28 protein-coding genes are annotated in these 25,884 nt (G+C 41.7%); 27 read left to right on the top strand and 1 reads right to left on the bottom strand.

Going from position 1 to position 25,884, the window contains the following annotated elements; all coding sequences use genetic code 11:
* Nucleotides 1-49 precede the first annotated feature (49 nt).
* From spoIIIAA to NKR21_RS12110, 25 genes are all read left to right on the top strand, one after another.
* The gene (gene spoIIIAA, locus NKR21_RS12230) at nucleotides 50-973 is read left to right on the top strand and encodes a stage III sporulation protein AA (protein ID WP_088000335.1); all 924 of its coding nucleotides are present in this window, start codon (nucleotides 50-52) and stop codon (nucleotides 971-973) included.
* Nucleotides 967-1,482 carry a stage III sporulation protein SpoIIIAB gene (gene spoIIIAB, locus NKR21_RS12225; RefSeq protein ID WP_012010538.1) on the top strand — a complete coding sequence of 172 codons (516 nt, stop codon included), beginning with the start codon at nucleotides 967-969 and terminating at the stop codon, nucleotides 1,480-1,482. Before spoIIIAA ends, spoIIIAB begins: the two co-directional genes overlap by 7 nt.
* Nucleotides 1,483-1,501: 19 nt before the next feature.
* Nucleotides 1,502-1,708 carry a stage III sporulation protein AC gene (gene spoIIIAC / locus NKR21_RS12220; protein ID WP_003153142.1) on the top strand — a complete coding sequence of 69 codons (207 nt, stop codon included), beginning with the start codon at nucleotides 1,502-1,504 and terminating at the stop codon, nucleotides 1,706-1,708.
* Nucleotides 1,705-2,118: a stage III sporulation protein AD gene (gene spoIIIAD / locus NKR21_RS12215; RefSeq protein WP_087978339.1), complete on the top strand. Its 414-nt coding sequence runs from the start codon at nucleotides 1,705-1,707 to the stop codon at nucleotides 2,116-2,118. The genes spoIIIAC and spoIIIAD overlap by 4 nt, the downstream gene beginning before the upstream one ends.
* 19 nt (nucleotides 2,119-2,137) lie before the next feature.
* Nucleotides 2,138-3,331 (top strand): stage III sporulation protein AE, encoded by a 1,194-nt coding sequence (spoIIIAE, locus tag NKR21_RS12210; protein WP_144457697.1) that lies wholly within the window; start codon nucleotides 2,138-2,140, stop codon nucleotides 3,329-3,331.
* A gap of 14 nt (nucleotides 3,332-3,345) precedes the next feature.
* Entirely contained in the window at nucleotides 3,346-3,978 is a 633-nt protein-coding gene (gene spoIIIAF, locus NKR21_RS12205) for a stage III sporulation protein AF (protein ID WP_144457699.1), read from the top strand.
* Complete coding sequence (gene spoIIIAG, locus NKR21_RS12200) at nucleotides 3,971-4,642, top strand: stage III sporulation protein AG (protein WP_012010535.1); 672 nt, start codon at nucleotides 3,971-3,973, stop codon at nucleotides 4,640-4,642. The genes spoIIIAF and spoIIIAG overlap by 8 nt, the downstream gene beginning before the upstream one ends.
* Nucleotides 4,642-5,274, top strand: coding sequence for a SpoIIIAH-like family protein (locus tag NKR21_RS12195; protein ID WP_003216063.1), 633 nt, complete (start codon nucleotides 4,642-4,644; stop codon nucleotides 5,272-5,274). The genes spoIIIAG and NKR21_RS12195 overlap by 1 nt, the downstream gene beginning before the upstream one ends.
* Nucleotides 5,275-5,470: 196 nt before the next feature.
* The gene (gene accB / locus NKR21_RS12190; RefSeq protein WP_144457701.1) at nucleotides 5,471-5,953 is read left to right on the top strand and encodes an acetyl-CoA carboxylase biotin carboxyl carrier protein; all 483 of its coding nucleotides are present in this window, start codon (nucleotides 5,471-5,473) and stop codon (nucleotides 5,951-5,953) included.
* An 11-nt stretch (nucleotides 5,954-5,964) separates the two neighbouring features.
* A complete protein-coding gene (accC, locus tag NKR21_RS12185; RefSeq protein WP_012010532.1) occupies nucleotides 5,965-7,314 on the top strand; it encodes an acetyl-CoA carboxylase biotin carboxylase subunit in 1,350 nt (449 codons plus the stop codon).
* A 25-nt stretch (nucleotides 7,315-7,339) separates the two neighbouring features.
* A complete protein-coding gene (locus NKR21_RS12180; protein WP_012010531.1) occupies nucleotides 7,340-7,747 on the top strand; it encodes an Asp23/Gls24 family envelope stress response protein in 408 nt (135 codons plus the stop codon).
* 210 nt (nucleotides 7,748-7,957) lie between these two features.
* Nucleotides 7,958-8,353, top strand: a complete 396-nt coding sequence (gene nusB / locus NKR21_RS12175) for a transcription antitermination factor NusB (protein WP_012010530.1) — start codon at nucleotides 7,958-7,960, stop codon at nucleotides 8,351-8,353.
* An 11-nt stretch (nucleotides 8,354-8,364) separates the two neighbouring features.
* A complete protein-coding gene (gene folD / locus NKR21_RS12170) occupies nucleotides 8,365-9,216 on the top strand; it encodes a bifunctional methylenetetrahydrofolate dehydrogenase/methenyltetrahydrofolate cyclohydrolase FolD (protein ID WP_012010529.1) in 852 nt (283 codons plus the stop codon).
* Nucleotides 9,217-9,286: 70 nt separating this feature from the next.
* Entirely contained in the window at nucleotides 9,287-10,633 is a 1,347-nt protein-coding gene (gene xseA / locus NKR21_RS12165) for an exodeoxyribonuclease VII large subunit (protein ID WP_144457703.1), read from the top strand.
* Nucleotides 10,630-10,890, top strand: coding sequence for an exodeoxyribonuclease VII small subunit (locus NKR21_RS12160; RefSeq protein WP_003215880.1), 261 nt, complete (start codon nucleotides 10,630-10,632; stop codon nucleotides 10,888-10,890). The genes xseA and NKR21_RS12160 overlap by 4 nt, the downstream gene beginning before the upstream one ends.
* On the top strand, nucleotides 10,874-11,770 hold the full coding sequence (locus tag NKR21_RS12155) for a polyprenyl synthetase family protein (protein ID WP_254109453.1): 897 nt from the start codon (nucleotides 10,874-10,876) through the stop codon (nucleotides 11,768-11,770). The genes NKR21_RS12160 and NKR21_RS12155 overlap by 17 nt, the downstream gene beginning before the upstream one ends.
* Nucleotides 11,771-11,920: 150 nt before the next feature.
* Complete coding sequence (gene dxs / locus NKR21_RS12150; RefSeq protein WP_144457707.1) at nucleotides 11,921-13,822, top strand: 1-deoxy-D-xylulose-5-phosphate synthase; 1,902 nt, start codon at nucleotides 11,921-11,923, stop codon at nucleotides 13,820-13,822.
* The gene (locus tag NKR21_RS12145) at nucleotides 13,819-14,673 is read left to right on the top strand and encodes a TlyA family RNA methyltransferase (RefSeq protein ID WP_144457709.1); all 855 of its coding nucleotides are present in this window, start codon (nucleotides 13,819-13,821) and stop codon (nucleotides 14,671-14,673) included. The genes dxs and NKR21_RS12145 overlap by 4 nt, the downstream gene beginning before the upstream one ends.
* Nucleotides 14,674-15,036: 363 nt before the next feature.
* Entirely contained in the window at nucleotides 15,037-15,486 is a 450-nt protein-coding gene (gene ahrC, locus NKR21_RS12140) for a transcriptional regulator AhrC/ArgR (RefSeq protein ID WP_012010523.1), read from the top strand.
* 33 nt (nucleotides 15,487-15,519) lie between these two features.
* Entirely contained in the window at nucleotides 15,520-17,256 is a 1,737-nt protein-coding gene (recN, locus tag NKR21_RS12135) for a DNA repair protein RecN (RefSeq protein WP_144457713.1), read from the top strand.
* Nucleotides 17,257-17,453: 197 nt separating this feature from the next.
* Nucleotides 17,454-18,731: a SpoIVB peptidase gene (gene spoIVB / locus NKR21_RS12130; RefSeq protein ID WP_012010521.1), complete on the top strand. Its 1,278-nt coding sequence runs from the start codon at nucleotides 17,454-17,456 to the stop codon at nucleotides 18,729-18,731.
* Between the two features lie 285 nt (nucleotides 18,732-19,016).
* A complete protein-coding gene (gene spo0A / locus NKR21_RS12125) occupies nucleotides 19,017-19,820 on the top strand; it encodes a sporulation transcription factor Spo0A (protein ID WP_012010520.1) in 804 nt (267 codons plus the stop codon).
* A 271-nt stretch (nucleotides 19,821-20,091) separates the two neighbouring features.
* Complete coding sequence (locus NKR21_RS12120) at nucleotides 20,092-20,289, top strand: hypothetical protein (protein WP_041815709.1); 198 nt, start codon at nucleotides 20,092-20,094, stop codon at nucleotides 20,287-20,289.
* Entirely contained in the window at nucleotides 20,277-21,377 is a 1,101-nt protein-coding gene (locus NKR21_RS12115; protein WP_144457715.1) for a Rap family tetratricopeptide repeat protein, read from the top strand. Before NKR21_RS12120 ends, NKR21_RS12115 begins: the two co-directional genes overlap by 13 nt.
* 230 nt (nucleotides 21,378-21,607) lie before the next feature.
* Nucleotides 21,608-22,345 carry a glycerophosphodiester phosphodiesterase gene (locus NKR21_RS12110; protein WP_144457717.1) on the top strand — a complete coding sequence of 246 codons (738 nt, stop codon included), beginning with the start codon at nucleotides 21,608-21,610 and terminating at the stop codon, nucleotides 22,343-22,345.
* A 35-nt stretch (nucleotides 22,346-22,380) separates the two neighbouring features.
* Here the strand turns inward: NKR21_RS12110 and NKR21_RS12105 are convergent, their stop codons facing one another.
* Complete coding sequence (locus NKR21_RS12105; RefSeq protein WP_012010516.1) at nucleotides 22,381-22,617, bottom strand: DUF2627 domain-containing protein; 237 nt, start codon at nucleotides 22,615-22,617, stop codon at nucleotides 22,381-22,383.
* 149 nt (nucleotides 22,618-22,766) lie between these two features.
* Here NKR21_RS12105 and NKR21_RS12100 point away from each other — a divergent pair, with 149 nt between their 5' ends.
* A complete protein-coding gene (locus NKR21_RS12100) occupies nucleotides 22,767-24,839 on the top strand; it encodes a sigma-54 interaction domain-containing protein (protein ID WP_144457719.1) in 2,073 nt (690 codons plus the stop codon).
* Between the two features lie 42 nt (nucleotides 24,840-24,881).
* A complete protein-coding gene (gene yqiS / locus NKR21_RS12095; protein WP_260858191.1) occupies nucleotides 24,882-25,859 on the top strand; it encodes a phosphate butyryltransferase in 978 nt (325 codons plus the stop codon).
* Nucleotides 25,860-25,884: the final 25 nt, after the last annotated feature.

Below are 25,884 nucleotides of genomic sequence, written 5' to 3'. Positions count from 1 at the left end.
AACATCTCCCATCATACATTTTAGAGAAGAAAAAAAGGAGGGGAATTCGTTGCGGAGTTTGTTGGATATTCTCCCGCACGCGATTGGACAAGAACTTAGACTGCTAAAAGAAGCAGAATGGGATCAAATAGAAGAAATTCGCATTCGCACGGATCGTCCTATTGAATTAATGCAAAGAGGAAAGCCGCGCTTTCTTTCTTATCACACAACAGGAGAAGATGCGTCACAGCTATTAGGCAGGCTGAGCAATTACAGCATGTACACACTTGAAGAGGAGCTAAAGCAAGGCTACATCACCATTTCAGGCGGACATCGGGTAGGACTTGCAGGCAAGGTGATCGTTGAACACGGCATTGTTAAAGGATTGAGAGATATCTCTTCATTTAATATCCGCATCGCAAAAGAAAAAGTCGGGATTGCGCTCCCCTTTCTTCCCTATTTATATGACGAGCACTGGTGCAATACACTGATCATCGGTCCACCGCAAACAGGGAAAACGACATTATTGCGGGATATAGCAAGACTTGCTAGTACGGGTACAAAAGCCATTCCTCCTAAAAAAACAGGCATTATAGATGAGCGTTCAGAAATCGCTGGGTGCATAAGAGGGGTGCCGCAGCACCAGTTTGGACACCGGGTGGATGTGCTCGATGCATGTCCAAAAGCTGAGGGCTTGATGATGATGATTCGGTCTATGAGTCCAGAGGTCATGATTGTCGATGAGATCGGAAAAAGCGAGGATGTGCAGGCACTTTTAGAAGCGATTCATGCTGGGGTCAGCATTATCGTTTCCGTTCATGGCTACTCACTAGAAGATGTGTATAAACGTCCATCATTGAAGCCGTTATGGGAGCTTCGCGTGTTTGAACGTTATGTTGAATTAAATCGTAAGGACGGTCCCGGCACGATCGGACGGATATATGATCAAGACGGACAAGAGATGAAATGGAGGCGGGGAGTGGACGTATGTTAAAGCTCATTGGCGCTATCTTGATTGTCTCGGCTACGACTTGGGGAGGGTTCGAGTTTGCCAAACGATATAGTGACCGGCCGAAACAAATTCGGCAGCTCCGGTTTGCGCTTCAGTCTCTTGAAGCTGAAATTATGTATGGTCAAACACCTCTAGCGCGTGCTGCAGAGCAAATTGCGTCGCAAGTAGGTCCTCCTGTGAATCGGTTATTCGAACAATTTGCAGAAAAGCTGAAAGTCGGAACTTTTTCTGCACGGCATGCATGGAATGAAAGTCTTGAGGATGTTTGGAAAAAAACCGTTTTAAAAAAAGGCGAATATGAGGCACTGAAGCACTTTGGAGAAACACTTGGCCAGCATGATGTCGCGTCTCAGCAAAAATATATCAAGCTTGCTTTAGGTCATTTGGAATCAGAGGAGAAGGAAGCTGAAATCGCCCAAGCCAAAAATGAAAAAATGGTCAGAAGCCTCGGATTTTTAAGCGGATTACTACTGATTCTTTTATTAATGTGAGAGGAAGGGAGTCGAGAGCATGGGCGTTGATGTAAACGTCATTTTTCAAATTGCTGGAGTAGGCATCGTTGTGGCATTCCTCCATACGATTTTAGATCAAATGGGGAAAAAGGAGTACGCTCAGTGGGTCACGCTGCTTGGGTTTATCTACATTTTGTTTATGGTAGCAACCATTGTAGATGATTTGTTTAAAAAGATTAAAGCCGTATTTCTATTTCAAGGATAGGGGAGGGCTTACAAATCGAAATCATACAAATTGTTGGACTTGGTTTAATTGCTACTTTTTTAGCATTAATCGTCAAAGAACAAAAGCCGACCTTCGCCTTTATGCTTGTTGTTTTTACAGGGTGTGTGATCTTTCTCTATTTAATAGATCAAATTTATGCCATTATCTCGATGATAGAAAAAATTGCGGCAAGTGCCGGTGTCAATATGAAGTATGTTGAAACCATTTTAAAAATTATTGGTATTGCCTATATTGCGGAATTCGGCGCCCAGCTGACAAAAGATGCTGGACAAGGCGCCATTGCATCAAAAATAGAGCTTGGCGGCAAAATTCTCATCTTGGTCATGGCAGTCCCCATTTTAACAGTCATCATTGAGACCATCTTAGGTATGATCCCGTCCATGACGTAATTGAAAAGAGGTGATGACAATGAAACGGGTGACAGCTGTTTTGGGACTGATGCTTTTCTTCTGGCTAATCGCTCCTCACGCGGGTGCAGAAGAAAAAGAGCCATTATCCAATGAAGCACCAGCAGCAGAAGAAGTGGCGGCTGGACAGGCTGATGCACTTGAGCTTCACTCCATTAGTGACTTTTGGGAAACCATATTGGACGAGTATGGCGGCTTTCTGCCAGAAAGCCAAAAAGGAACAGTGAAGGAAATGATTGACGGCGATAAAGAGCTGTCTCCCCAGACATTGCTGAAAGCCTTTGTTCATTATCTGTTTCACGAGGTCATCGCAAACGGAAAGCTCCTTGGTACACTGATTTTACTCACCATCTTCTGTTCGCTTTTGCAGCTATTGCAGAATGCATTTGAACAAAGCAATGTCAGTAAAGTCGCATACGCACTTGTTTATATGGTGCTGATCATTATTGCACTCAACAGCTTTCATGTGGCGATTTCTTATGCAACGGAAGCCATTCAAACGATGACCAGTTTTATTCTTGCTCTTATTCCTCTGTTATTAGCACTGATTGCTTCATCAGGCGGGCTTGTCTCAGCCGGATTCTTTCATCCCGTTATCTTATTTTTGATGAATACGAGCGGCGTTTTTATTCAATATGTCGTTCTTCCGCTTATTTTTTTATCAGCGATATTGAGCATTGTCAGTACGCTGACCGAACAATACAAGGTCACCCAGCTTGCCCAGCTGTTAAGAAATGTGGCGATAGGTGGGTTAGCCGTTTTTTTAACTGTCTTTCTTGGCGTCATTTCTGTGCAAGGTGCATCTGCTGCGGTTACGGATGGTATCGCACTTCGTACAGCCAAATTTATTACCGGAAACTTTATCCCCGTCCTTGGCAGAATGTTTACAGATGCGACGGATACCGTCATCAGTGCCTCTGTCTTACTTAAAAATACGGTCGGACTTGTTGGCGTCGCTATTCTCATAACAATTGCCGCTTTCCCTGCGATCAAAGTGCTCTCTTTAGCCCTTATTTATAAGCTTGCCGCAGCTATACTTCAGCCATTAGGAGGCGGTCCGATTATCAGCTGCCTAGATGTCATATCAAAAAGTGTGCTTTATATCTTTGCTGCACTTGCTGTCGTATCGCTCATGTTCTTTTTAAGCATTACCGTCATTATCACTGCTGGCAACCTGACCATGATGATGAAGTAAGGAGGGGACACCTTTTGAGTTTTCTCACGGAATGGATCACAAGTATTATTCTCTTTATCTTATTTGCGATTGTCATTGATCTTCTGCTTCCTAATTCAAGCATGCAAAAATATGCCAAAATGGTCGTCAGCCTCCTGTTGATTGTGGTGATGCTCAATCCGATTTTTGCTTTATTTCGGGCAGACCCTGACCAAATTTTCTCAGAATTGATGAAGGGGAAGGAAGAAGCACAGTCAGAAGAAATAAAAAATCAGATGAATTTAGAAAAAAAAGAAATACAAGCCTCTCAGCGTGCATATATTTTAAAGCAAATGGCTGTCCAACTAGAAAAAAGCGCAAAGGAGCCACTGGAGAAGGAGAGCTACGAAATGAAACACGTAGAAGTGTTAGCAGATGAAGAGCACCTGGATCAGAATATGGAGGCGGATCAATTTCGCATCAAGGCAGTTCTTTCCCCGCTCACAGGTGATGCTGTAGAAACGGTGGCAAAGGTGGACATTGATCTCTCCAGGCAAAAGGAGGAAAGCGCTGAATCTTCTAGCAAAGAGATCAAGAGGGTGAAAGAGAAGCTTGCGGATGTTTGGAATACGAGTCCTGAGCACATTGCGCTGAACATTGAGGGAGGTGACGCAGCAGATCATGAATAACAAGGACTGGAAACAAAAGCTGAAATCATTCTTGCAACCGCCTGAAAAAGGTGAAGGGAAACCAAAATTAACGAAGCACCATTACTTGCTGCTTGTATTCATCATCGGCGTATCTTTCATGTTAGTCAGTCAGATCTTGTCACCGCCATCAAGCAAAGAACAAGCTGCTGTTCCTGCTTCTAAAAAAACAACCTCACAAGAGCAGGAGGTATTCAAGCCGGCATCGTCAAGTAAATCAAAGAATTCGATTGAAGATGTGGAGCAAGAATACGAAAATCAGCTGAAAGAAATTTTAGAAACCATTATTGGCGTTGAGGATGTATCGATTGTGGTCAATGTAGACGCAACTTCTTTAAAAGTGTTTGAAAAAAACAAATCCAATAAAAGCACAACGACCGAAGAAACAGATAAAGAAGGCGGCGTGCGAAGTGTCACCGATCAAACAAAAGAAGAAGAAATCGTCATCATCAAAAATGGCAATGAAGAAACGCCAGTCGTTGTGCAAACGAAAAAACCAGATATTCGTGGTGTTCTCGTTGTTGCTCAAGGAGTAGACAACGTTCAAATAAAGAAAACCATCATTGAAGCGGTTACACGAGTGCTTGATGTACCGAGCCATAGAGTGGCTGTTGCCCCTAAAAAAATCAAGGAGGATTCGGAATGATGTTAAAAAAACAAACGGTTTGGCTATTAACGATGCTAAGTTTAGTTGTCGTCTTAAGTGTGTACTATATCATGTCTCCACAAGGTGAAAATGCAGTGACAGTAGAAGAGATGAAATCAAAAGGAACGGAAGAGAAAAAGACTGAACCAGAAAAAGGAATGGACAAAGGCACTGAAAAAGGCGCTGATGAGAAGTCCACTGACAAAGAAACAAATGGTAAACAAGAGGATATCGAAACAAGCGGTGAAGAAGGAAAGGCTGTATCAGAGCAAACAGACGATGAGCTTTTTACAACTTACAGATTAGAGCTTGAAGATAAACGAAGCAAGCAGCGTGAAGAGTTCAACGAAATTGTATCTAGTGATGATGCAACAGCACAAGAAAAAAGCGAAGCGTATGACCAAATGACAGCGCTTAGTGAAGCAGAAGGAACGGAGCGTCAACTTGAAACCTTAATTAAAACAAAAGGTTATAAAGATGCGCTAGTGAGTGCAGAGGGAGATAAAGTGAGCATCACAGTTCGTTCTGACAAAAAATCAAAGTCCCAAGCGGCCGACATTATTGATATGGTCACAAAAGAAATGAGAGGTCTTGATAATGTAGCAGTCACTTTTGAGCCCTCTAACGAATAAAAAATGAACAGGCGCCCTTTGCCGAAAAGGGCGTTTTTTCAAGCGGTTTGACGCCCTCTCCAAGGTGCTCTCGCAAAGTGCTTCGCCACAATAGTAGTTGAATTCAATGAAATCCTCCTGTAAGATGGTTATAGTATGTACTTTTAGTACTAGCCTATAAAGAAAAAGATAAATCCATACATAGGGGTGCAAATCCATGTTAAAAACCGAAGAAATTCATGAACTGATTAAATTAATTGATGAATCAACAATTGATGAATTTACGTACGAAAACGAAGGTGCAAAAATCAAACTGAAGAAAAATAAAGAAGTCGTTCAGCAAGTTGCGGCACAAGCATCTGTGGCTCCTGTCCAAGCAGCTCCAGCTCAACAAGCTCCTAAAGCACAAGCTCCAGCTCAGACCGAAGCCCCTGCACAAGAGGCAGCTGCGTCTGACAATCTGCATAAAATTACATCCCCAATGGTTGGCACATTTTATGCTTCATCTTCACCAGAAGCAGGTCCTTACGTGACAACAGGTTCTAAGGTGAACGAAAACACAGTTGTGTGCATCGTAGAAGCGATGAAACTGTTTAATGAAATCGAAGCAGAAGTAAAAGGTGAAATCGTCGAAGTATTAGCTGAGAACGGTCAGCTTGTAGAATTCGGACAACCCCTCTTTCTAGTGAAAGCAGAGTAAGGAGTACGATCATGATTAAAAAGCTATTAATTGCAAACAGAGGAGAAATCGCAGTTAGAATTATCCGCGCTTGTAAAGAGCTTGGAATTGAAACAGTTGCGGTATTTTCTGAAGCGGATCGCGATGCGCTTCATGTTCAAATGGCTGATGAAGCATATTGCATCGGACCGACTGCTTCAAAAGATAGTTATTTAAATGTCACGAATATTGTCAGTGTAGCAAAATTAACAGGAACAGATGCCATTCATCCAGGATACGGCTTCCTTGCTGAAAACGCAGACTTCGCAGAGCTTTGCGAGGAATGTAACGTTATCTTTGTTGGACCAACTCCGTCAGCGATTTCCAAAATGGGAACAAAAGATGTCGCAAGGGAAACAATGAAGGACGCTGGCGTTCCGATTGTTCCTGGTTCTCAAGGAATTGTAAAAGATCTTGATGATGCTGTTTCAACAGCAGCAAGTATTGGGTATCCTGTGATTATAAAAGCAACTGCCGGCGGTGGTGGTAAAGGAATCCGTGTCGCTCGTAACGAAGAAGAGCTCATTAACGGTGTCACCATCACGCAGCAGGAAGCAGCGCAAAACTTTGGTAACCCTGGCGTCTATTTAGAAAAATTCATTGAAGACTTTAGACACGTGGAAATCCAAGTGCTTGCAGATCAGCATGGTCATACCATTCATTTAGGAGAGCGTGATTGCTCAATCCAAAGAAGAATGCAAAAGCTTCTTGAAGAAACGCCATCACCAGCTCTAAATGCAGACATCCGTGAACAAATGGGTGAAGCGGCTGTAAAAGCTGCAGAAGCTGTTGAATATACTGGTGCTGGAACAGTCGAATTCATTTATGATTATAATGAAGAGAAGTTCTACTTCATGGAAATGAATACCCGTATTCAAGTAGAGCATCCTGTAACAGAAATGGTCACAGGTGTTGATTTGATCAAAGAACAAATTAAAGTGGCATCAGGTGAGAAACTTTCTCTTACACAAGAGGATGTCGTATATGAAGGATGGGCAATTGAATGCCGTATTAATGCAGAGAACCCAGAGAAAAACTTTATGCCATCAGCTGGTGAAATTAAAATGTATCTTCCGCCAGGCGGTTTAGGAGTACGCGTGGATTCTGCCGCTTATCCGGGTTATGTGATTCCGCCATATTACGATAGTATGATTGCAAAGGTGATCACATATGGTAAGACGAGAGAAGAAGCGATTGCGAGAATGAAACGCGCGCTTCAAGAATTCGTCATTGAAGGAGTCTACACAACGATCCCATTCCATCTAAGATTGCTTGAGCATGAAACATTTGTGAGCGGTAATTTTAATACGAAGTTTTTAGAAACATACCAAATCATGAAATAATCACAGCTTTCGGAGGTGAATAATCGTGTCAGAAAACAATTTGCTTGAAATGAACCTTGATGAAGATCAATTGGGAAAAGTGCAAATTGCACCAGAAGTGATTGAAGTCATTGCTGGGATCGCCGCTTCAGAAGTCGAAGGCATTGCCGAAATGCGCGGCAATTTCGCTGCTGATGTAGCAGAACGTTTTGGTAAAAAAAATCACCGTAAAGGTGTGAAAGTAGATGTCTCTGATGAAGGCATCACAATCGATGTATATTGTGTGATTGAATTTGGCCTATCCATTCCAAAGGTATCCACTGCTGTACAAGAAAATATTCGTCAAACTCTTTTGAACATGACTGCCTTAACGATTAATGAAATCAATATTCATGTCGTTGGTATTCAATTTGATACAAAGTCAGCTGAGGCTGAAGTAGATCAAGAAATGTAAAAAAGAGTTCAAGTGAAACCAAGGAGGCATCGCCTCTTTGGTTTTTTAAAGCCCATTTTTGGGCCATTTCCGAATCATAATGACCTCATACTTGGATTGATTCGTTTTTCGTGACAGCTCGCATGGATCTTGGTGCGACCACGGTCAAAATATGTTATGATCTCTGTATGGCTTAACGACAAGCGGATAAAGTGGTTAAAGGAGTAAATAATGAAAAGAAGAACTGCAAGAGAAAAGGCGCTACAAACATTATTTCAAATTGATGTGAGTAATATTGATCCGAAAGAGGCCATTACACATGCACTGGATGAACAAGAATCAGATCCTTTTTTCGAGGAGCTGGTTTTCGGTGTGCTTGAACAAAAGGACAAGCTCGATGACATGATTTCACAGCATTTAGTGAATTGGAAACTCGATCGTATTGCAAACGTAGATAGAGCCATTTTAAGGCTGTCTGTTTACGAGATGGTGTATCAAGAAGATATCCCGGTTAGTGTCTCAATGAATGAAGCGATTGAACTGGCCAAATTATTCGGTGATGATAAAGCGCCGAAATTTGTAAATGGAGTACTTTCAAACATTAAAAACGACCTAAAGCAGCAATAGGAGGATTCGACATGACAGCAACAATCATCGATGGGAAAGAAACAGCAAAAGAAAAGCGTGAGCAATTAGCAAAAGAAGTAGAAGAGCTAAAACAAAAAGGTGTCACACCTGGTCTTGCCGTTATTCTAATCGGTGATGATCCGGCTTCACTTTCTTACGTACGCGGAAAGAAAAAAGCAGCAGAAGCAATGGGGATGCATTTCCAGCTAGATCATTTAGATGCTTCTTTAACAGAAGAAGAATTGCTTCAGCTCATTGATCAGTACAATGCGAACGATCAATTCCACGGAATTCTTGTTCAGCTTCCACTGCCAAAACATATTTCTGAAAAAGCCGTGATTGAACGTATTTCACCTGAAAAAGATGTTGATGGTTTCCATCCTCTGAATATCGGGAAAATGCTTCTTGGGGAAGACACATTCCTTCCATGCACACCAGCAGGGATTGTTGAATTACTCAACAAAACGGGTGTCAATCTTTCTGGAAAAGAAGTCGTTGTTGTCGGACGAAGCAATATTGTCGGTAAACCGGTAGGACAATTGCTGTTAAACGAAAACGCAACGGTTACTTATTGTCATTCAAGAACAGCGAATATTTCAGAACATACGTTAAAAGCGGATATTTTAGTTGTTGCCGTCGGTCGAGCAAACTTTATTAAAGCTGACCAAATTAAAGAAGGCGCTATTGTGATTGATGTAGGAGTCAATCGTTTAGATACCGGGAAGCTTGTTGGAGATGTTGATTTTGAAGAGGCAAAAGAAAAAGCTTCTTATATCACACCAGTCCCTGGCGGAGTCGGTCCAATGACGATTACGATGCTTGCACATAATACGGTTAAATCAGCAAAACGTACATTAGCATAAGCTTTATCCATTCATCCACCTGCATGCTGCTGGTGGATGAATGTGCGTTTTTGAAGAGGAGGAATACGTCATGAGTGAAAAAGCCTTTGTGACGGTCACAGCCCTTACAAAATACATAAAAAGAAAATTTGATGTTGATCCGCATTTGGAAGATATTTGGATCAAAGGTGAGTTATCCAATGTCAAGATTCATTCAAGAGGGCATGTGTACTTTACCTTAAAAGACGAAAACGCACGCATGCAAGCTGTCATGTTCCAGCGCTCTGCGGCGAAGCTGCCTTTTTCACCTAAGAGTGGAATGAAAGTATTTGTACGCGGCGGAATTCAAGTCTATGAACCAAGCGGCAATTATCAGTTATATGCGAAAGAAATGCAGCCTGATGGTGTTGGTGCTCTTCATCTTGCTTATGAAGAGCTAAAGAAAAAGCTAGCAAGTGAAGGCTTATTTGATGCGCGCTATAAAAAGCCAATCCCTGAATATCCAGAGGTTGTTGGTGTCATTACGTCTCCAACAGGAGCGGCTGTTCGAGATGTCATTACGACCATCAATAGGCGCTATCAGCAGGCGAAAATCATTGTGCTTCCGGCGCTCGTCCAAGGTGAGCATGCGACCCGTTCCATCGTAGAGCGGATCAAGGAAGCGAATGAAAAACAACTCTGTGATGTCTTGATTGTCGGAAGAGGAGGCGGTTCGATTGAAGAGCTTTGGGCTTTTAATGAAGAAGCTGTCGCAAGGGCGATCTTCGCATCAGACATTCCAATCATATCTGCAGTTGGGCACGAAACAGACTTTACGATCAGTGATTTCACTGCAGATATGAGAGCACCCACACCAACAGGAGCAGCCGAACTTGCTGTTCCTAGCACGACGGATTTAATAGAGCGAATCAAATCAATTGATATACGGCTAACAAGAGCTGTGAAGAATCAAACCTCACAAGCAAAAGACCGCCTTTTGGCGCTGCAGTCCTCTTACGCCTTCCGTTTCCCAAAGCGATTACAGGAGCAAAAAGAGCAGCAATTCGATTTGGTATTTGACCGTTTTCAAAAACAGCTGACAAGACAAATTGAGCAAAAACGCAGTCAGCTAGACCGCCAGACATACAGGCTGAAGCCACTTCATCCTAAAGAGCAGCTGCTTCAAGCGAAAAAACGTCACGCCAATGAAACAGAACAGCTCATTCGTAGTATGAATGTGCAAATGAAAACAATTCATTCGCAGTTCCAATCGGTTCTTGGTAAACTAAATGCATTAAATCCACTTCAAGTGATGGAAAGAGGCTACAGCTTAGCCTATAAAGAAGAAGAACTAATAAAAAGTGTGGACCAAGTAGAGACGAAGGATCAGCTGACTATCACGATGAAGGATGGACGTCTCATTTGTGAGGTTATTGAGAAGGAGGGGCAATCATCATGACAGAATCCAATAAACAAAAAGAAGAACAAATGACATTTGAAGAGGCGATGAAAGGTCTTGAGGAGATTGTGGGAAAGCTCGAAGAAGGAGATGTACCACTTGAGCAGGCAATTCATTATTTTCAAGAAGGCATGACCCTTTCGAAGCTTTGTCATGAAAAATTACAACATGTTGAAAAACAAATGGATTTCATTTTAAAAGAGGACGGTGAGCTGGCTCCCTTCTCGGTGAAGGAGGCAGATGCTGGTGACAAGTAATTTAAATGAATTTTTAACAACACGAAAACAGACCATCGAAGATTATTTATTTACATATGTTCAGGAATTGACGATTCCTAAAGACCTGAAATCTTCTATGCTCTATTCACTTAAAGCGGGCGGGAAAAGGCTTCGACCTGTTCTCGTTCTTGCTCTTCTAAATGCCTACGGTAAAAATGAAGAAGACGGTATACCTGTCGGCTGTGCGGTGGAGATGATTCATACGTATTCATTGATACATGACGACCTTCCTTGTATGGACGATGATGACCTTCGTAGAGGAAAACCGACGAATCATAAAGTGTACGGGGAAGCAACAGCGGTTCTCGCGGGTGATGCCCTTTTAACAGAGAGCTTCCGTCTGATTACATCACAGCTGTCTAGCAGCGTTTCTGCTGACAAAAAGCTCAGAATTGTAGATGAGCTTGTAAAGTCAGCAGGTGCGCTAGGAATGGTTGGCGGTCAATTTGATGACATGGAAGCAGAGCAAAAACAAGTATCGCTTGCTGAACTAGAATCCATTCACGCCCGTAAAACAGGAAAGCTTCTCACATTCAGCGTCGCAGCTGGTGCAATGCTGGCAGGAGCATCAGATGACGAGATCGAAAAGCTAAGGGAATTCAGCTATCATATTGGCATTGCGTTTCAAATCCGTGATGATATTTTAGATCTCGAAGGAAGCGAAGAGAAAATCGGAAAACGGGTCGGCTCTGATACAGCAAATGAAAAGTCGACATATCCTTCTTTATTAACGCTTTCAGGAGCAAAAGAAAAACTGGATGAGCACATCACGCGTGCAAAAGAAATCGTCTCAAATCTCCAATTAGAGCAGCAATTGCTGCATGGTTTATGTGATCTAATTGCCTCAAGAGATCATTAAAAACAGCCTAGATTTGAGGGTCCTCGAGCAATTGTGGTAAACTGTAAACAGTTTATTATGATGAGACAACTCTTATTCCCTACTGGTTTTCAAAGGAATAAGGCATTATAGATGTATATAGAAATTTTGTTGAAAGCGAGTTGATCCTAATTGGATCTTTTATCAATAAAAAATCCAACGTTTCTAAAAGGAATGTCAAATGCAGAATTAGAAGAGCTTAGCGCTGACATTCGCATGTTTTTAATTGAATCCTTAGCTAACTCTGGTGGGCATATCGGTCCGAACCTCGGAGTCGTTGAGCTGACTGTTGCGCTTCATAAAGTATTTGACAGCCCAAAAGACAAATTCCTCTGGGATGTTGGACATCAGTCTTACGTTCATAAGCTGTTAACGGGAAGAGGATCGGAGTTTGATACACTTCGCCAATATAAAGGGCTTTGCGGTTTCCCTAAACGAAATGAAAGCGAACATGACGTTTGGGAGACAGGTCACAGTTCAACCTCGTTATCTGGTGCGATGGGTATGGCAGCAGCGCGTGATATCAAAGGGACAGATGAATATATCCTGCCGATTATCGGAGACGGCGCACTAACCGGAGGTATGGCGCTGGAAGCTTTGAATCATATCGGTGATGAAAAGAAAGATATGATTGTGATCTTAAACGACAATGAAATGAGCATTGCGCCAAACGTCGGTGCGATTCACACAATGCTTGGCAGATTGCGTACAGCTGGCAAATACCAATGGGTAAAGGATGAGCTCGAATATTTATTCAAGCGCATTCCAGCTGTAGGCGGAAAACTTGCTGCCACAGCAGAGCGTATTAAAGACAGCCTTAAATATTTACTTGTATCTGGCATGTTCTTTGAGGAAATGGGGTTTACCTACTTAGGTCCTGTTGACGGACATTCATATGAAGATTTATTTGAGAATCTTGAATATGCAAAGAAAACAAAAGGTCCTGTTCTTCTGCATGTCATCACGAAAAAAGGAAAAGGCTATCAGCCGGCAGAATCCGATAAAATCGGGACTTGGCACGGTACGGGCCCATACAAAATTGATACAGGTGATTTTGTAAAACCGGCAGCAGCAGCTCCGTCTTGGAGTGGTCTCGTCAGTGAAACAGTCAGAAAGCTGGCGCGGGAAGATGAGCGGATTGTTGCGATCACGCCTGCGATGCCTGTTGGTTCAAAGCTTGAAGGCTTTGCAAAGGAATTTCCAGAGCGGATGTTTGATGTAGGAATTGCCGAGCAGCATGCAGCCACAATGGCAGCTGGGCTTGCGACGCAGAACATGAAGCCATTTTTAGCGATTTATTCAACGTTCTTGCAAAGAGCCTATGACCAAGTGCTACACGATATTTGCCGCCAGAACCTTAACGTATTTATTGGTATTGATCGTGCTGGACTTGTCGGTGCCGATGGAGAAACCCATCAAGGTGTATTTGATATTGCCTTTATGCGTCATATGCCGAATATGGTACTGATGATGCCAAAAGATGAAAATGAAGGACAGCACATGGTCAATACAGCTATTCAGTATGATGACGGTCCTATTGCTATGCGCTTCCCTCGCGGTAACGGGCTAGGTGTCAAAATGGATGAACAACTGAAAACCATTCCAATTGGGTCCTGGGAGGTTCTTCGTCCAGGGAAGGATGCTGTGATTTTAACATTTGGTACGACGATTAAAATGGCGCTTCAAGCAGCAGAAGAACTTCAAAAAGAAGGGAAATCGGTTCGTGTGGTCAACGCTCGTTTTATTAAGCCTCTTGATGAAGCGATGTTAAATGATATTCTTTCTGAAGGTATTCCAATTTTAACGATTGAAGAAGCTGTGCTCCAAGGCGGATTTGGCAGCAGCGTCTTAGAATATATACACGATAAAAAAGCATCTCATATTAAAATAGAACGTATGGGCATTCCAGATGAATTTATTGAGCATGGGAGTGTTGATGCCCTGCTTGAAGAAATTGGTTTGACGAAGGTACAGGTTGCTGACACTTTACGTGATATGCTTCCCGTAGCACCAAGAAAAGGAATTGGATTATGACATCAAAGAAAGAACGACTTGACGTTTTATTAGTCGAACAAGGACTAATGGAAACGAGAGAGAAAGCAAAGCGTGCCATTATGGCAGGGATCGTTTACTCAAATGAAAACCGTTTGGATAAACCAGGAGAGAAAATCGCTCGTGATACACCACTCACTGTGAAAGGGAACCCTCTGAAATATGTGAGCCGCGGCGGATTAAAGCTAGAAAAAGCGCTTAAAGAATTCGACTTAACCGTTGAAGGGAAATTACTAATTGATATTGGTTCATCAACAGGTGGATTTACAGATTGTGCTCTTCAAAACGGAGCAGTCAAATCATATGCTGTTGATGTTGGCTACAATCAGCTTGCGTGGAAATTAAGGCAGGATGACAGGGTCATTGTCATGGAGCGCACCAACTTCCGTCATTCTGTCCCAGCAGATTTTACTGAAGGACTGCCAGAAGTGGCGTCAATTGATGTCTCTTTTATTTCACTTAAACTCATTCTGCCGGCTTTAAAGCACATTCTTGTCCCAGGCGGAGACTGTATTGCACTCGTCAAGCCTCAATTTGAAGCAGGCAGAGAGCTTGTTGGTAAAAAAGGCATCGTACGAGATCCGTCTGTCCACCTTGGTGTACTGGAAGAGATGAATGAATTTGCTGCAAAAGAAGGCTATGATGTGAAGGATGTCTCATTTTCGCCTATTACTGGCGGTGACGGGAATATTGAGTTCCTGCTCCATTTAAAGCTTCATCCCGATCAAGAAGAGAATGAGGCACTTCCGGTTTCAGAACTTGAAAAGATCGTCAAGGAAGCCCATTCTATATTGAAAGAAAAGAAAAACAGTCCTGAGCCGGCTGACACATGAGGTTGAAACAAAAGGAATAATAGCTCGCTATTATTCCTTTTAGATTGTTGGCAAAGGGCTAAAATGATCTTTATTTTAGCCCTTTGTCTTCTTTACAGCGTGATAGAAAACCTTTGAAGTCTAGGAAGGACGAGCATCGGAGCGGAGCGAATTGAACATTCGTGAGCACCGAAGCAGAGACCTGACACCGAATGCGAGGGTTTGTCTACATGCTGAAGGAATAATAGCTCGCTATTATTCCTTTTTACATGGTCAAAAGATGAGAATTGTCCGTTTCTCACGTAACGCTTGTTTTTTGAACTGTGGTTCATATAACATAGAACGTAAAGACAAACTGAGATCAAACGCCTAGGGGGGTCAAAAATGACTAAAGGTCAAAGGCATATTAAGATTAGAGAAATCATCGCGAGCCAAGAAATTGAAACACAAGATGAACTAGTTGATATTTTAAAAGCCGATGGATATAACATTACACAAGCGACCGTATCAAGAGATATTAAAGAATTGCATTTAGTGAAAGTACCAACGAACAATGGAACGTATAAATACAGCCTTCCTGCGGATCAGCGGTTTAATCCGCTGTCTAAACTGAAGCGATCCTTAATGGATGCATTTATTAAAATGGATGCTGCCAGTCATTTAATCGTCCTCAAAACCATGCCGGGTAATGCTCAAGCAATTGGGGCTTTAATGGATAATTTAGATTGGGAAGAAATCATGGGAACCATTTGCGGAGACGATACCATTTTGATCATTTGCCGCACACCAGATGATACGGAAACAGTTTCAAGCAAAATTTTAGAGCTTCTATAAAGAATCAGGTTTACAAAAAGAGGTGTCAAATGAGTGTTAGCAGAACTAACCATTAAAAACTTTGCAATCATTGAAGAGTTAACGGTTTCATTTGAAAAAGGACTCACGGTCCTAACGGGGGAAACAGGTGCAGGGAAATCCATCATGATCGATGCTGTCTCACTTCTTGTGGGAGGTAGAGGGTCGTCTGAATTTGTTCGTTATGGTGAGAAAAAGGCTGAGCTGGAGGGGCTTTTTCTTGTACCAGCAGCCGGTCACCCTGTATTTGCTTTATGCGAGGAGCAAGGAATTGACGCATCGGATGAAATGATGATTCTTCGCCGTGATATTAACAATAACGGTAAAAGCATCTGCCGCATCAATGGCAAGCTCGTCACAATCTCACTTTTACGCGAAGTAGGACGCCTTTTGCTCGATATACATGGACAACATGATAACCAATTATTGATGGAGGATGAAAATCATCTGCATTTGCTCGATCAATTTGGTGCAGAAGAAATTGCACCTGCTTTGTCGCAGTATCAAGAAGCATATGAGCAATATACAAAGACAGCCCAAAAGCTAAAACAGCTCTCTGAAAATGAGCAAGAAATGGTGCACCGGTTAGATTTACTGCAATTTCAGCTAGAAGAGATTGAAGCGGCACAATTAGAGCCGGGAGAAGACGAGAAGCTTCAAGAAGAGCGTCATCAGATCAGCAACTACGAAAAGATCTTTTCCTCACTCCAAAACGCCTATAATGCCTTGCGCAATGAACAGGGGGGACTTGATTGGGTTGGCATGTCATCAAGCGAGCTCGATCAGGTTTCTGAAATCAACGATGATCTGAAAAAACTATCCGAACAAGTGTCGAACTCTTACTATTTATTAGAAGATTCGACGTTCCAAATGAGAAGCATGCTGGATCAATTAGAATTTGACCCTGCACGTCTTGATTTTATTGAGTCTAGGCTGAATGAAATGAAGCAGTTAAAACGAAAGTACGGGACGACGGTTGAGGAAATTTTGGAGTATGCGGCGAAGATTGAAGAAGAAATCGATCAAATTCAAAATCGAGACACTCATCTGCAGACGCTTAAAAACAAACTGGATGCAATGAGCCGTGACGCACTGCTTGAAGCACTTAACGTTTCGGAGCTTCGTAAAAAATGGGCCAAAAAGCTAGCGAAGCAAATTCAAACAGAACTAAAGGATTTGTATATGGAGAAGTCAACGTTTGATACATCCTTTTCTATTCGGTATGCGCCTTTTAGCAGCACAGATAATCCGCTCCTAGATGGAAAGCCCGTCCAGCTCGGAAAAAACGGAATTGATCAAGCTCAATTTGTGATTTCTACTAATCCTGGCGAACCGATGAAATCTTTATCAAAAGTTGCGTCCGGTGGAGAAATTTCACGTGTGATGCTCGCTGTGAAAAGTATCTTCTCAGCCAAACAAGAAGTCACTTCCATTATTTTCGATGAGGTCGATACGGGTGTAAGTGGCAGAGTTGCACAGGCGATTGCTGAGAAAATTTACAAAGTGGCGGCTGGCTCACAAGTGCTCTGCATTACGCACCTCCCGCAAGTAGCAGCAATGGCTGACACGCACCTCTTCATTTCAAAACGCTCTAAAGCTGGTAGAACACTGACAAGTGTCAAACCATTAAGTCATGAAGAAAAAGTGAGTGAAATTGGCAGGATGATTGCGGGTGTGGAAGTCACTGAGCTGACAAAACAGCACGCAAAAGAATTGCTCCACCAAGCAAATGATGTCAAAACAACAGGGTAGCTGAAAAACCAGCTGCCTTTTTTATATTGTGTCAAAATCGCTGTATATACCCACGAAATCGCCTTTTTCTTTTATCAATTTATCCAATCATTTTCTAAAGCTGCCGGTTATAAATCAAAGCGAAGAAGGCAAAAGTAAAGATGTAGCCAAAACATAGTGTTCTGGTGTGGGTAAGGAGCGAGGAGAGTGAAAAATGAATGCCCGAAAAGATGAGAAAAGCCATTGGTGTGATTCTCCTTGTTTCTTTAATAAGTACAGGGTTTATGAGCATAGTGAAGGAATACATCAGCATTCCAACAAATGTTGCTGTATTTGAAAAACAGAAGCACGCAATTGACACATCAATAGAAGCGTCAGCCAATGCTTCTTCACAAGCCTTTAGTCTTTCAGAGAAAAAGAATCAGCTTGAAGTAACAGGACAAAAGGCAGGAAAAGCCGAAATTGTTTATGATTTTAAAGGATTTCCTATTAAGAAAACAAAAATCGACGTTCTCCCTGAATTAAAAGTCGTTCCTGGAGGACAATCCATTGGCGTCAAGCTCCATTCTGTAGGAGTTCTCGTTGTAGGTTTTCATCAAATCACAACAGCAGACGGCAAAAAATCACCAGGCGAAGCCGCAGGCATTCAATCAGGGGATATGATCATTGAAATTAATGGTCAAAAGATGGAGAAAATGAACGACCTCACCCCATTTATCCAGAAAGCAGGAAAAACAGGTGAAACGCTTCGTTTACTCATAAAAAGAGACCATAAAACCTTTCAAACAACATTAACACCCGCAAAAGATGCAAGTGAAGGCACGTATCGAATTGGTCTTTACATTCGAGATTCCGCAGCAGGAATCGGCACGATGACCTTCTATGAACCATCTTCTAAAAAATATGGTGCCCTTGGGCATGTGATTTCCGACATGGATACAAAAAAACCAATTGTTGTCGACAATGGTGAAATTGTCAGATCAACCGTAACATCGATTGAAAAAGGCACAGGAGGCAATCCTGGAGAAAAATTGGCAAGATTCTCTTCCGAACGAAAAACGATAGGGGATATCTCCCGCAACAGTCCATTTGGTATCTTTGGTACGTTAACCGAAAAGCTTGAAAATCATGTATCAGACAAACCGCTTCCAGTTGCCTTATCAAATGAAGTGAAAGAAGGGCCAGCAGAAATTTTAACTGTTGTCGATCATGATAAAGTGGAGAAGTTTGATATTAAGATCGTCAGCACGACTCCGCAAAAATTTCCGGCAACAAAAGGGATGGTATTAAAGGTAACAGATGAGCGTCTTCTAAGTAAAACGGGCGGTATCGTCCAAGGCATGAGCGGAAGCCCGATCATCCAAAACGGAAAAGTCATCGGGGCGGTCACCCACGTATTTGTCAATGACCCGACCAGCGGCTACGGCGTACACATTGAATGGATGCTGTCAGAAGCAGGCATCAATCTTTATCAAAAAAACAAAAAAGCAAGCTGATTATCAAACTGCCGCGCATTTTCCGGCAGTTTTTTTCTTCTCTTTCTTTCTCTGCCATCATGTTATAAAATAAGGAAAAAGAGATTTTTCGACAAAATGGAAAAAGGTATGTTGTCAAATTGCAATAATCGTCGATTCGTTAAGAAAAACGTAGAAAAAGCTAGATAATGCTCTATTATTCGGAAAATTAAAGTTTTTTAAAGGGGATAGCATGGTTTTGTCGAATTGAACACTCAGAAGAGAAATGCAAAAGACTAAAGGAATCGACATTGGGGAGGAAAGAACGTGGAGAAAATTAAAGTGTGTGTAGCTGATGACAATCGAGAGCTTGTTGGCCTTTTGACAGAGTATATTGAGGGACAGGAAGATATGGAAGTACTTGGCGTGGCGTATAATGGTCAGGAATGTCTGACATTATTTAAAGATAAAGAGCCCGACGTTCTCCTCTTAGATATTATCATGCCGCATTTAGATGGCCTTGCTGTACTGGAACGCCTCCGTGAAAACAATGACATGACCAAACAGCCAAGTGTCATTATGCTAACAGCGTTTGGACAAGAAGATGTGACGAAAAAAGCAGTTGATTTGGGCGCATCTTATTTCATCTTAAAGCCATTTGATATGGAAAACCTAGTCGGTCATATTCGTCAAGTCAGTGGAAACGGCACACAAGTCACCCATCGATCTTCATCTATCCAAAACAGTGTTCTTCGAAATAAACCTGAACCGAAACGTAAAAACTTAGATGCGAGCATTACGACGATTATTCATGAGATTGGCGTACCCGCTCATATTAAAGGTTACTTATACTTAAGAGAAGCCATTTCAATGGTGTACAATGACATCGAGCTTCTCGGAAGCATCACAAAAGTGTTGTATCCAGACATTGCGAAGAAATTTAACACGACCGCGAGCAGAGTAGAACGGGCGATTCGTCATGCGATTGAAGTGGCTTGGAGCAGAGGAAACATCGATTCCATTTCCTCACTCTTTGGTTATACAGTCAGTATGTCTAAAGCGAAACCAACCAATTCTGAATTTATCGCTATGGTGGCTGATCGTCTACGCTTGGAGCATAGAGCTAGCTAATTCATTTTCATAAAAAAACGTTTCTTCAAAGAGGCGTTTTTTTATTTTGGAAAGTATTGTTAAAAATTGTTTGTGTTGATACAATCATCTTATTGTCTCATTTGGACAATACAGCTTGATTTATTTTCAGAATAAAATGAAAAATAGAGCATGAAAGAAATGGGTATGACATAAATTAGTGGTAATCAGCTACGCCAATCAATTGTTTGGTCTTCAAAATAGAAGAAGGAAACGCTCATTCGTAAGGAAAAGGATGAGAGGAAAAGGTCTGATGGATTTGGTAAATAAAGCAAATGAGATCGAAAGTTCTATTGCTATTGACCTGATTGGTTGGCGTTTTAAAGTCACTGGCTTCTTAGAGATTGTGCCATTTGAACTGAATATTCCCATTGTCGAATTTAATAATTTTCACATTCTTTTACTATGCTATAATAATGAAAAGAAGAGGGTGAGGTTATGGGAAAGCTGAAAATCCACTCTGCTGAGGTAGCGAACGAAATTAGCAAGTGGACGAGGGTCATTTCTCAAAATGACCTAGAAAAATCTGCTATCTATAAAGAGAAAATTCAGAATTTGCTAAAAAATACAGATGAAGACCGTGAAGTTCTTCTGTATTATCAGCTTGTTAATGGCAGACATGAAATGTTACTTGGCAATATTGAAAAAGCCAATCATATTATGAAGAGTGTCGGAACGCTTGATGAGAAAGCAGATGACATTATTAATTTTTATTTTTACTTTTACAAAGGCCAATATGCAGCATATGTGAAAAAGTATGATGAAGCCATCAGCTTTTACAAAATTGCAGAACAACGCCTAAAACGTGTAAATGAGGACCTTGAAGTAGGAACTTTTCATCATAAGGTTGCATCAATCTATTACGAACTGAAACAAAATTTCATATCCATTAATCATATTAAAAAAGCCATCGATACGTTTAAAGCGCATGAAGAGTATACAGCGCAGGCGATTGATAGCTTGATTTTACATGCGAGTAATTGTATCGATTTGATCCAATTTGACGAAGCGGAAGAAAAATACCAAGAAGCACTTGAGAAAAGTAAACGCATTAACAATGAAGTGCTGATTGGGAAATGCTATCACAATTTAGCCGTTCTTTTTTATGCGAAGCATGATTACGAAAAAAGCGCACAATATGCCAAAAAAGGGATGGGCATTCAAATGCACCGTGACAATAGCCATTATTACATCCAATCTTTATATGTTCTGGCTAATGCCTTGGTTCATCTAGGAGATCAAGAGGCGAAGGAATATATTAAAGAGGGCATACATTATAGTTGTGATATCCAAAATAATGAATATATAGTAAAATTTGAAATTTTAGATTTGATGTGCGAAAATAGTGGAGCAGCAGACGTATTCTCTGAAAAATTAGACTACATAGAAAAAAATAGATTATATGTGGAGCTTGAGGATTTGTCTGAACAAATATCGAAATACTTCAAGGAACGAAATGATTATCAAAATGCCATTCGTTTTCTTGAAAAGAAATTCGATGCACAAATACTTCAAAAGAAAGTGGAGGTTATCTTATGAAAAAGTTGTTGTTAGGTTTAACCATCGTTACAGCAGTCGCAGTTGTTTCTTCCCTTTTTGCTCTTGACGCCGAGACGACAGAGCAAGCCATCAGAGCGATTACGTGATCGAATTTATACAGAACCTCTTCGTACTCATCAGAAGAGGTTTTTTTATGTGCTCAAACTGGAAAAACGAAAAGAGAGACGTCATAATGAAATGAAAGAAAGCATCATAACTAGAGGTGGCATATGACGAAAATTTTTGCACACAGAGGTTTTAAAGGAATCTATCCTGAAAATACGATGATAGCCTTTGAGCACGCACTTCATTCAGGAGCTGACGGGATTGAGCTGGATGTCCAGCTGACGAAAGATGGCAGGCTTGCTGTCATTCACGATGAGAAGCTAAACAGAACAACGAATATGACAGGCTTAGTGAAAGACCATACATATGAAGAGTTAAAAGCAGGAGATGCGAGTCATTCTTTTTATGAAGTAACCGGTGCTGTATCCATTCCTCTTTTGGAGGAAGTATTGGAGCTCGTGACCGAGCAATCATCACTCATTATGAATATTGAACTGAAAAACTCCATTTATCGATATCCAGGTATTGAAGAGAAGGTAAAGGAGCAAATTGAACACTTTCAAATAGAAGATCGTGTGCTTGTCTCATCATTTCATCACGGCAGTTTAGCTCTTTTTCACAAGCTAATGCCGCATGTTGAGCTTGCTGTTCTCACAATGGATGTGATTCATCAGCCAGAGATGTATATAAAAACAGTACCTGCAAGAGGGTATCACCCGAATATAAAGGGTGCAGGGGTAACAAAAGAAGTCGTATCGGCTCTCCATGCTGACCAGCAAGTCATTAGGCCATTTACAGTCAACAGTGAAAAGCAAATGAAAAGCATGTTTTCCTTAGGTGTCGACGGAATCTTCACAGATTTTCCTGATAGAGCCGTCAAAATAAGAGAAGAAATGAAATAAAGACCTGCGATCAATAGCGGGTCTTTTTTTCATGTTTATCTCTGTTTAAAGCGGGTGGTTACTTTATTTCGTTTGCGGTCTCTATATAAAATAAAGCCAGCAACTACGTAAAGACCTCCTCCTAAAAAAACCAATCCTGCAATTCCTTGCAGCCATAAAAATGGAAACGGTGCAATGATGATACCGAAAACAGTGTCGCGTAACAGCTTAATCCCAAGTGCAGCAAACGCGCCAGGTATTAAAATAATCACTAATGCAAGTATTCTCCCCATCAAATGTCCCCTTAAACGTCATTTACTTCCATTGTCTAATTCAAAAAATATTTTGTCAAGAAAGGAAAACGTGGTAATATAAGAGTTGTGCAATTTTTTGCAACGGAAAAATATGGTGTGCAAATTTTTTCATATAAAGGGGTAACGGGATGCAGAGAGTCTTGATTGTCGGTGCAGGACAGGGTGGATCAGCATTACTTGAAACATTGCTGAAAACAAATATGATTCAAATCGTTGCAATCGCCGACCTTGATCTTGAGGCACCGGGGATGGTAGAAGCGAAAAAGAATGGAATTGATACGACAACGGATTGGAAAGAATACATAAAAGATGACATTGATATCATCATCGAAACAACAGGCAGTTCAGCTGTTCTTAAAGAACTGATGGAAGAAAAAACAGAGCAGTCTGTCATTGTTCCAAGTTCGATGGCTTACGTCATATCAGAATTAATGTCAGAAAAGCATCAGCTCATTCAAATATTAAAAGAACAAACCTATAAACATGACCGCATTTTTAATGCAACGAACGATGGCATGATTTTTATCAATATGGATGAAGAAGTCGTTCTGTTTAATCGATCGGCTGCCAAAATGGTTGGACGTTCGCAAAAAGATGCGATTGGCCGGCACATACGTGAAGTGATCCCTAATACAAAACTCCCCGATATTTTAAGGTCGAGGGAGCCAGAATTTCATCAAAAACAATTTCTGAATCAGCAAATACAAATTGTTACAACTCGTTTGCCGATTATTGATGACGCAGGAAGAATGTTAGGTGCTCTATCTATTTTTAAAGATATTACTGATGCAGTCGAGCTTGCAGAAGAAGTGACAAACCTCAAAGAAGTGCGCACGATGCTCGAGGCTATCATTCAATCATCAGATGAAGCGATATCCGTCGTAGATGAGCAGGGAAAAGGAATTTTAATTAACCGAGCTTATACGAAAATGACGGGTTTAACAGACAAAGAGGTTGTGGGCAAACCTGCGGGTGCGGATATTTCTGAAGGGGAAAGCATGCATTTGAAGGTGCTTGAAACAAGAAGGCCAGTTCGAGGCGTCAGAATGAAAGTCGGACCTAATAAGAAGGATGTGATCGTCAACGTAGCACCAGTGATCGTTGATGGCATTTTAAAAGGTAGTGTCGGCGTCATTCATGACGTATCAGAAATTCAATCACTCACGAATGAATTAAATAAAGCAAGGCAGCTCATTCGAACACTTGAGGCAAAGTACACTTTTGAAGACATTATTGGAGAAAGTGAGCAAATGCTTGTGGCGCTTGAGCAGGCAAAGCTAGGGGCAAAAACGCCAGCCACCATTTTACTCAGGGGAGAGTCAGGTACTGGGAAAGAATTATTTGCGCACGCTATACACAATGAAAGTGACCGCAAATATAATCGTTTTGTGAGAGTCAACTGTGCTGCCTTATCAGAAACACTTTTAGAGTCAGAGCTTTTTGGCTACGAGGAAGGTGCATTTTCTGGTGCGAGGCGAGGCGGGAAGAAAGGGCTGTTTGAAGAAGCGAATCATGGCAGTATCTTTTTAGATGAAATTGGTGAAATGACGCCAAGTACACAAGCGAAATTATTACGCGTCATGCAGGAGAAAGAAATTGTGAGAGTAGGCGGAACAAAAGCGATACCAGTTGATGTGCGTGTGATTACCGCAACAAATGTCAATATTGAAAAAGCGATGGCGGAAGGGAAGTTCAGAGAGGACTTATATTACCGGATGAACAGATATCCGATCTCTATTCCGCCTCTAAGGCAGCGCCTTGAAGACATTGACTCCTTAAGTCAACGTCTCATTCAGAAAATCAATTTAGACTATGGTCGAAATGTGAGCGGCTTAACAGAAGGTGCGCTCGATAGACTTCGATCCTACAGCTGGCCTGGGAACGTAAGGGAACTGGAAAATGTTCTTGGACGAGCCATGATCTTTTTGAATCCGCAAGAAGAATGGATCGATGAAGATCATATTTCCTTCATGGAGTCAGAAGAGCAGGAAGAAAAAGAGCAACAGGAACTGGCTGTCAGTCAATTCGAGGGAGAGACTCTTTCGGATGCTGTTGAAGCGTTTGAAGCGCAGTTGATTAAACAAACCCTTGAAAAGCATCAATTCAACCGCACGAAAACAGCTAAGACGTTAGGGATTAGCATTCGAAATCTTTACTATAAAATGGATAAATATCAACTTGCAAAAGATAGCATGCAATAAAATGCATATAACCTGCAAAAAGTTGCGCGTATTTCATGCGAAATGCCTAATTTCGCTGCGTTTCAAGCTGGCATAGAACTTGCATATAAAAACCATGAACCCGAGCATAAGGAAAGGTGGGCATATATGAAGCTTGACGATCTGATTATGAAAGCTGCCCAGCTGCAGAATAAAACTGCTGCTGTGGCTCATGCAGAAGACGAAGAAGTGCTTCATGCCATCAAGATGGCAATTGAACGCAAAGTCGCTCGCTTCCTGCTGGTTGGGAACAAACGCAACCTGAAGGAGCTGGTGAAACAGCATGAGATCAATGAAGACTGGATAGATATTATTCATTCGGATTCTCCTGAAGAATCAGCCAAAATTGCCGTGCAGGCAGTGAGTGAGAAGCATGCAGATATATTGATGAAGGGGCATGTCACGACAGCCGTTCTTTTAAAAGCGGTACTGAATAAAGAGTACGGGCTGCGGACAGCGAGTGTTCTATCACATATCGCGGCATTCGAAGTGCCGGGCTTTGATCGGTTTATTTATGTCACAGATTCTGCGATGAACATCGCGCCTGATCTAAACATGTTCAAAGAGATCACGATCAATGCTGTTCAAGTAGCGCAAGCTGTTGGAAACGACATGCCAAAGGTTGCTGTTTTATCTGCTGTAGAGGTTGTGAACCCGGCAATGGATTCCACATTGACAGCGGCAAGCCTGGCGCAAATGAATAAGCGAGGGCAAATTTCTGGCTGCCTCATTGACGGACCACTTGCTCTAGACAATGCCATTTCTCAAACAGCCGCTTCTCATAAAAATATTACGAGTGATGTCGCCGGTCATGCAGATATTTTGCTTGTGCCAACGATTGAAGCAGGGAACATTCTTTATAAATCTCTCATCTACTTTGCACATGCAAAGGTTGGGGCTGTGGTGGCAGGAGCGAAGGCGCCGATTGCTTTAACAAGCCGGTCGGATACAGCCGAAAGTAAGCTTTATTCAATTGCGCTTGCCATCTGTACATCAAATTAAGCGAAAGTCATAGGAGGAATAAACA

Origin of the sequence: Bacillus sp. 1735sda2 (genome assembly GCF_024159245.1) — a bacterium.
Taxonomy (GTDB): domain Bacteria; phylum Bacillota; class Bacilli; order Bacillales; family Bacillaceae; genus Bacillus; species Bacillus pumilus_O.
This window is presented reverse-complemented; position numbering and strand designations above follow the sequence as displayed.

Bases quoted from the DNA above. Each gene is read 5' to 3' on its own strand.
- xseA (WP_144457703.1), top strand. From the start codon at position 9,287: ATGAGTGAAAAAGCCTTTGTGACGGTCACAGCCCTTACAAAATACATA.
- yqiS (WP_260858191.1), top strand. From the start codon at position 24,882: ATGCCTAATTTCGCTGCGTTTCAAGCTGGCATAGAACTTGCATATAAA.
- NKR21_RS12145 (WP_144457709.1), top strand. From the start codon at position 13,819: ATGACATCAAAGAAAGAACGACTTGACGTTTTATTAGTCGAACAAGGA.
- spoIVB (WP_012010521.1), top strand. From the start codon at position 17,454: ATGCCCGAAAAGATGAGAAAAGCCATTGGTGTGATTCTCCTTGTTTCT.
- NKR21_RS12155 (WP_254109453.1), top strand. From the start codon at position 10,874: ATGCTGGTGACAAGTAATTTAAATGAATTTTTAACAACACGAAAACAG.
- ahrC (WP_012010523.1), top strand. From the start codon at position 15,037: ATGACTAAAGGTCAAAGGCATATTAAGATTAGAGAAATCATCGCGAGC.
- accC (WP_012010532.1), top strand. From the start codon at position 5,965: ATGATTAAAAAGCTATTAATTGCAAACAGAGGAGAAATCGCAGTTAGA.
- NKR21_RS12110 (WP_144457717.1), top strand. From the start codon at position 21,608: ATGACGAAAATTTTTGCACACAGAGGTTTTAAAGGAATCTATCCTGAA.
- NKR21_RS12195 (WP_003216063.1), top strand. From the start codon at position 4,642: ATGTTAAAAAAACAAACGGTTTGGCTATTAACGATGCTAAGTTTAGTT.
- NKR21_RS12160 (WP_003215880.1), top strand. From the start codon at position 10,630: ATGACAGAATCCAATAAACAAAAAGAAGAACAAATGACATTTGAAGAG.
- folD (WP_012010529.1), top strand. From the start codon at position 8,365: ATGACAGCAACAATCATCGATGGGAAAGAAACAGCAAAAGAAAAGCGT.
- NKR21_RS12105 (WP_012010516.1), bottom strand. From the start codon at position 22,617: ATGGGGAGAATACTTGCATTAGTGATTATTTTAATACCTGGCGCGTTT.
- spoIIIAE (WP_144457697.1), top strand. From the start codon at position 2,138: ATGAAACGGGTGACAGCTGTTTTGGGACTGATGCTTTTCTTCTGGCTA.
- spoIIIAB (WP_012010538.1), top strand. From the start codon at position 967: ATGTTAAAGCTCATTGGCGCTATCTTGATTGTCTCGGCTACGACTTGG.
- NKR21_RS12115 (WP_144457715.1), top strand. From the start codon at position 20,277: ATGGGAAAGCTGAAAATCCACTCTGCTGAGGTAGCGAACGAAATTAGC.
- accB (WP_144457701.1), top strand. From the start codon at position 5,471: ATGTTAAAAACCGAAGAAATTCATGAACTGATTAAATTAATTGATGAA.
- spoIIIAG (WP_012010535.1), top strand. From the start codon at position 3,971: ATGAATAACAAGGACTGGAAACAAAAGCTGAAATCATTCTTGCAACCG.
- NKR21_RS12100 (WP_144457719.1), top strand. From the start codon at position 22,767: ATGCAGAGAGTCTTGATTGTCGGTGCAGGACAGGGTGGATCAGCATTA.
- NKR21_RS12120 (WP_041815709.1), top strand. From the start codon at position 20,092: ATGGATTTGGTAAATAAAGCAAATGAGATCGAAAGTTCTATTGCTATT.
- spoIIIAC (WP_003153142.1), top strand. From the start codon at position 1,502: ATGGGCGTTGATGTAAACGTCATTTTTCAAATTGCTGGAGTAGGCATC.
- nusB (WP_012010530.1), top strand. From the start codon at position 7,958: ATGAAAAGAAGAACTGCAAGAGAAAAGGCGCTACAAACATTATTTCAA.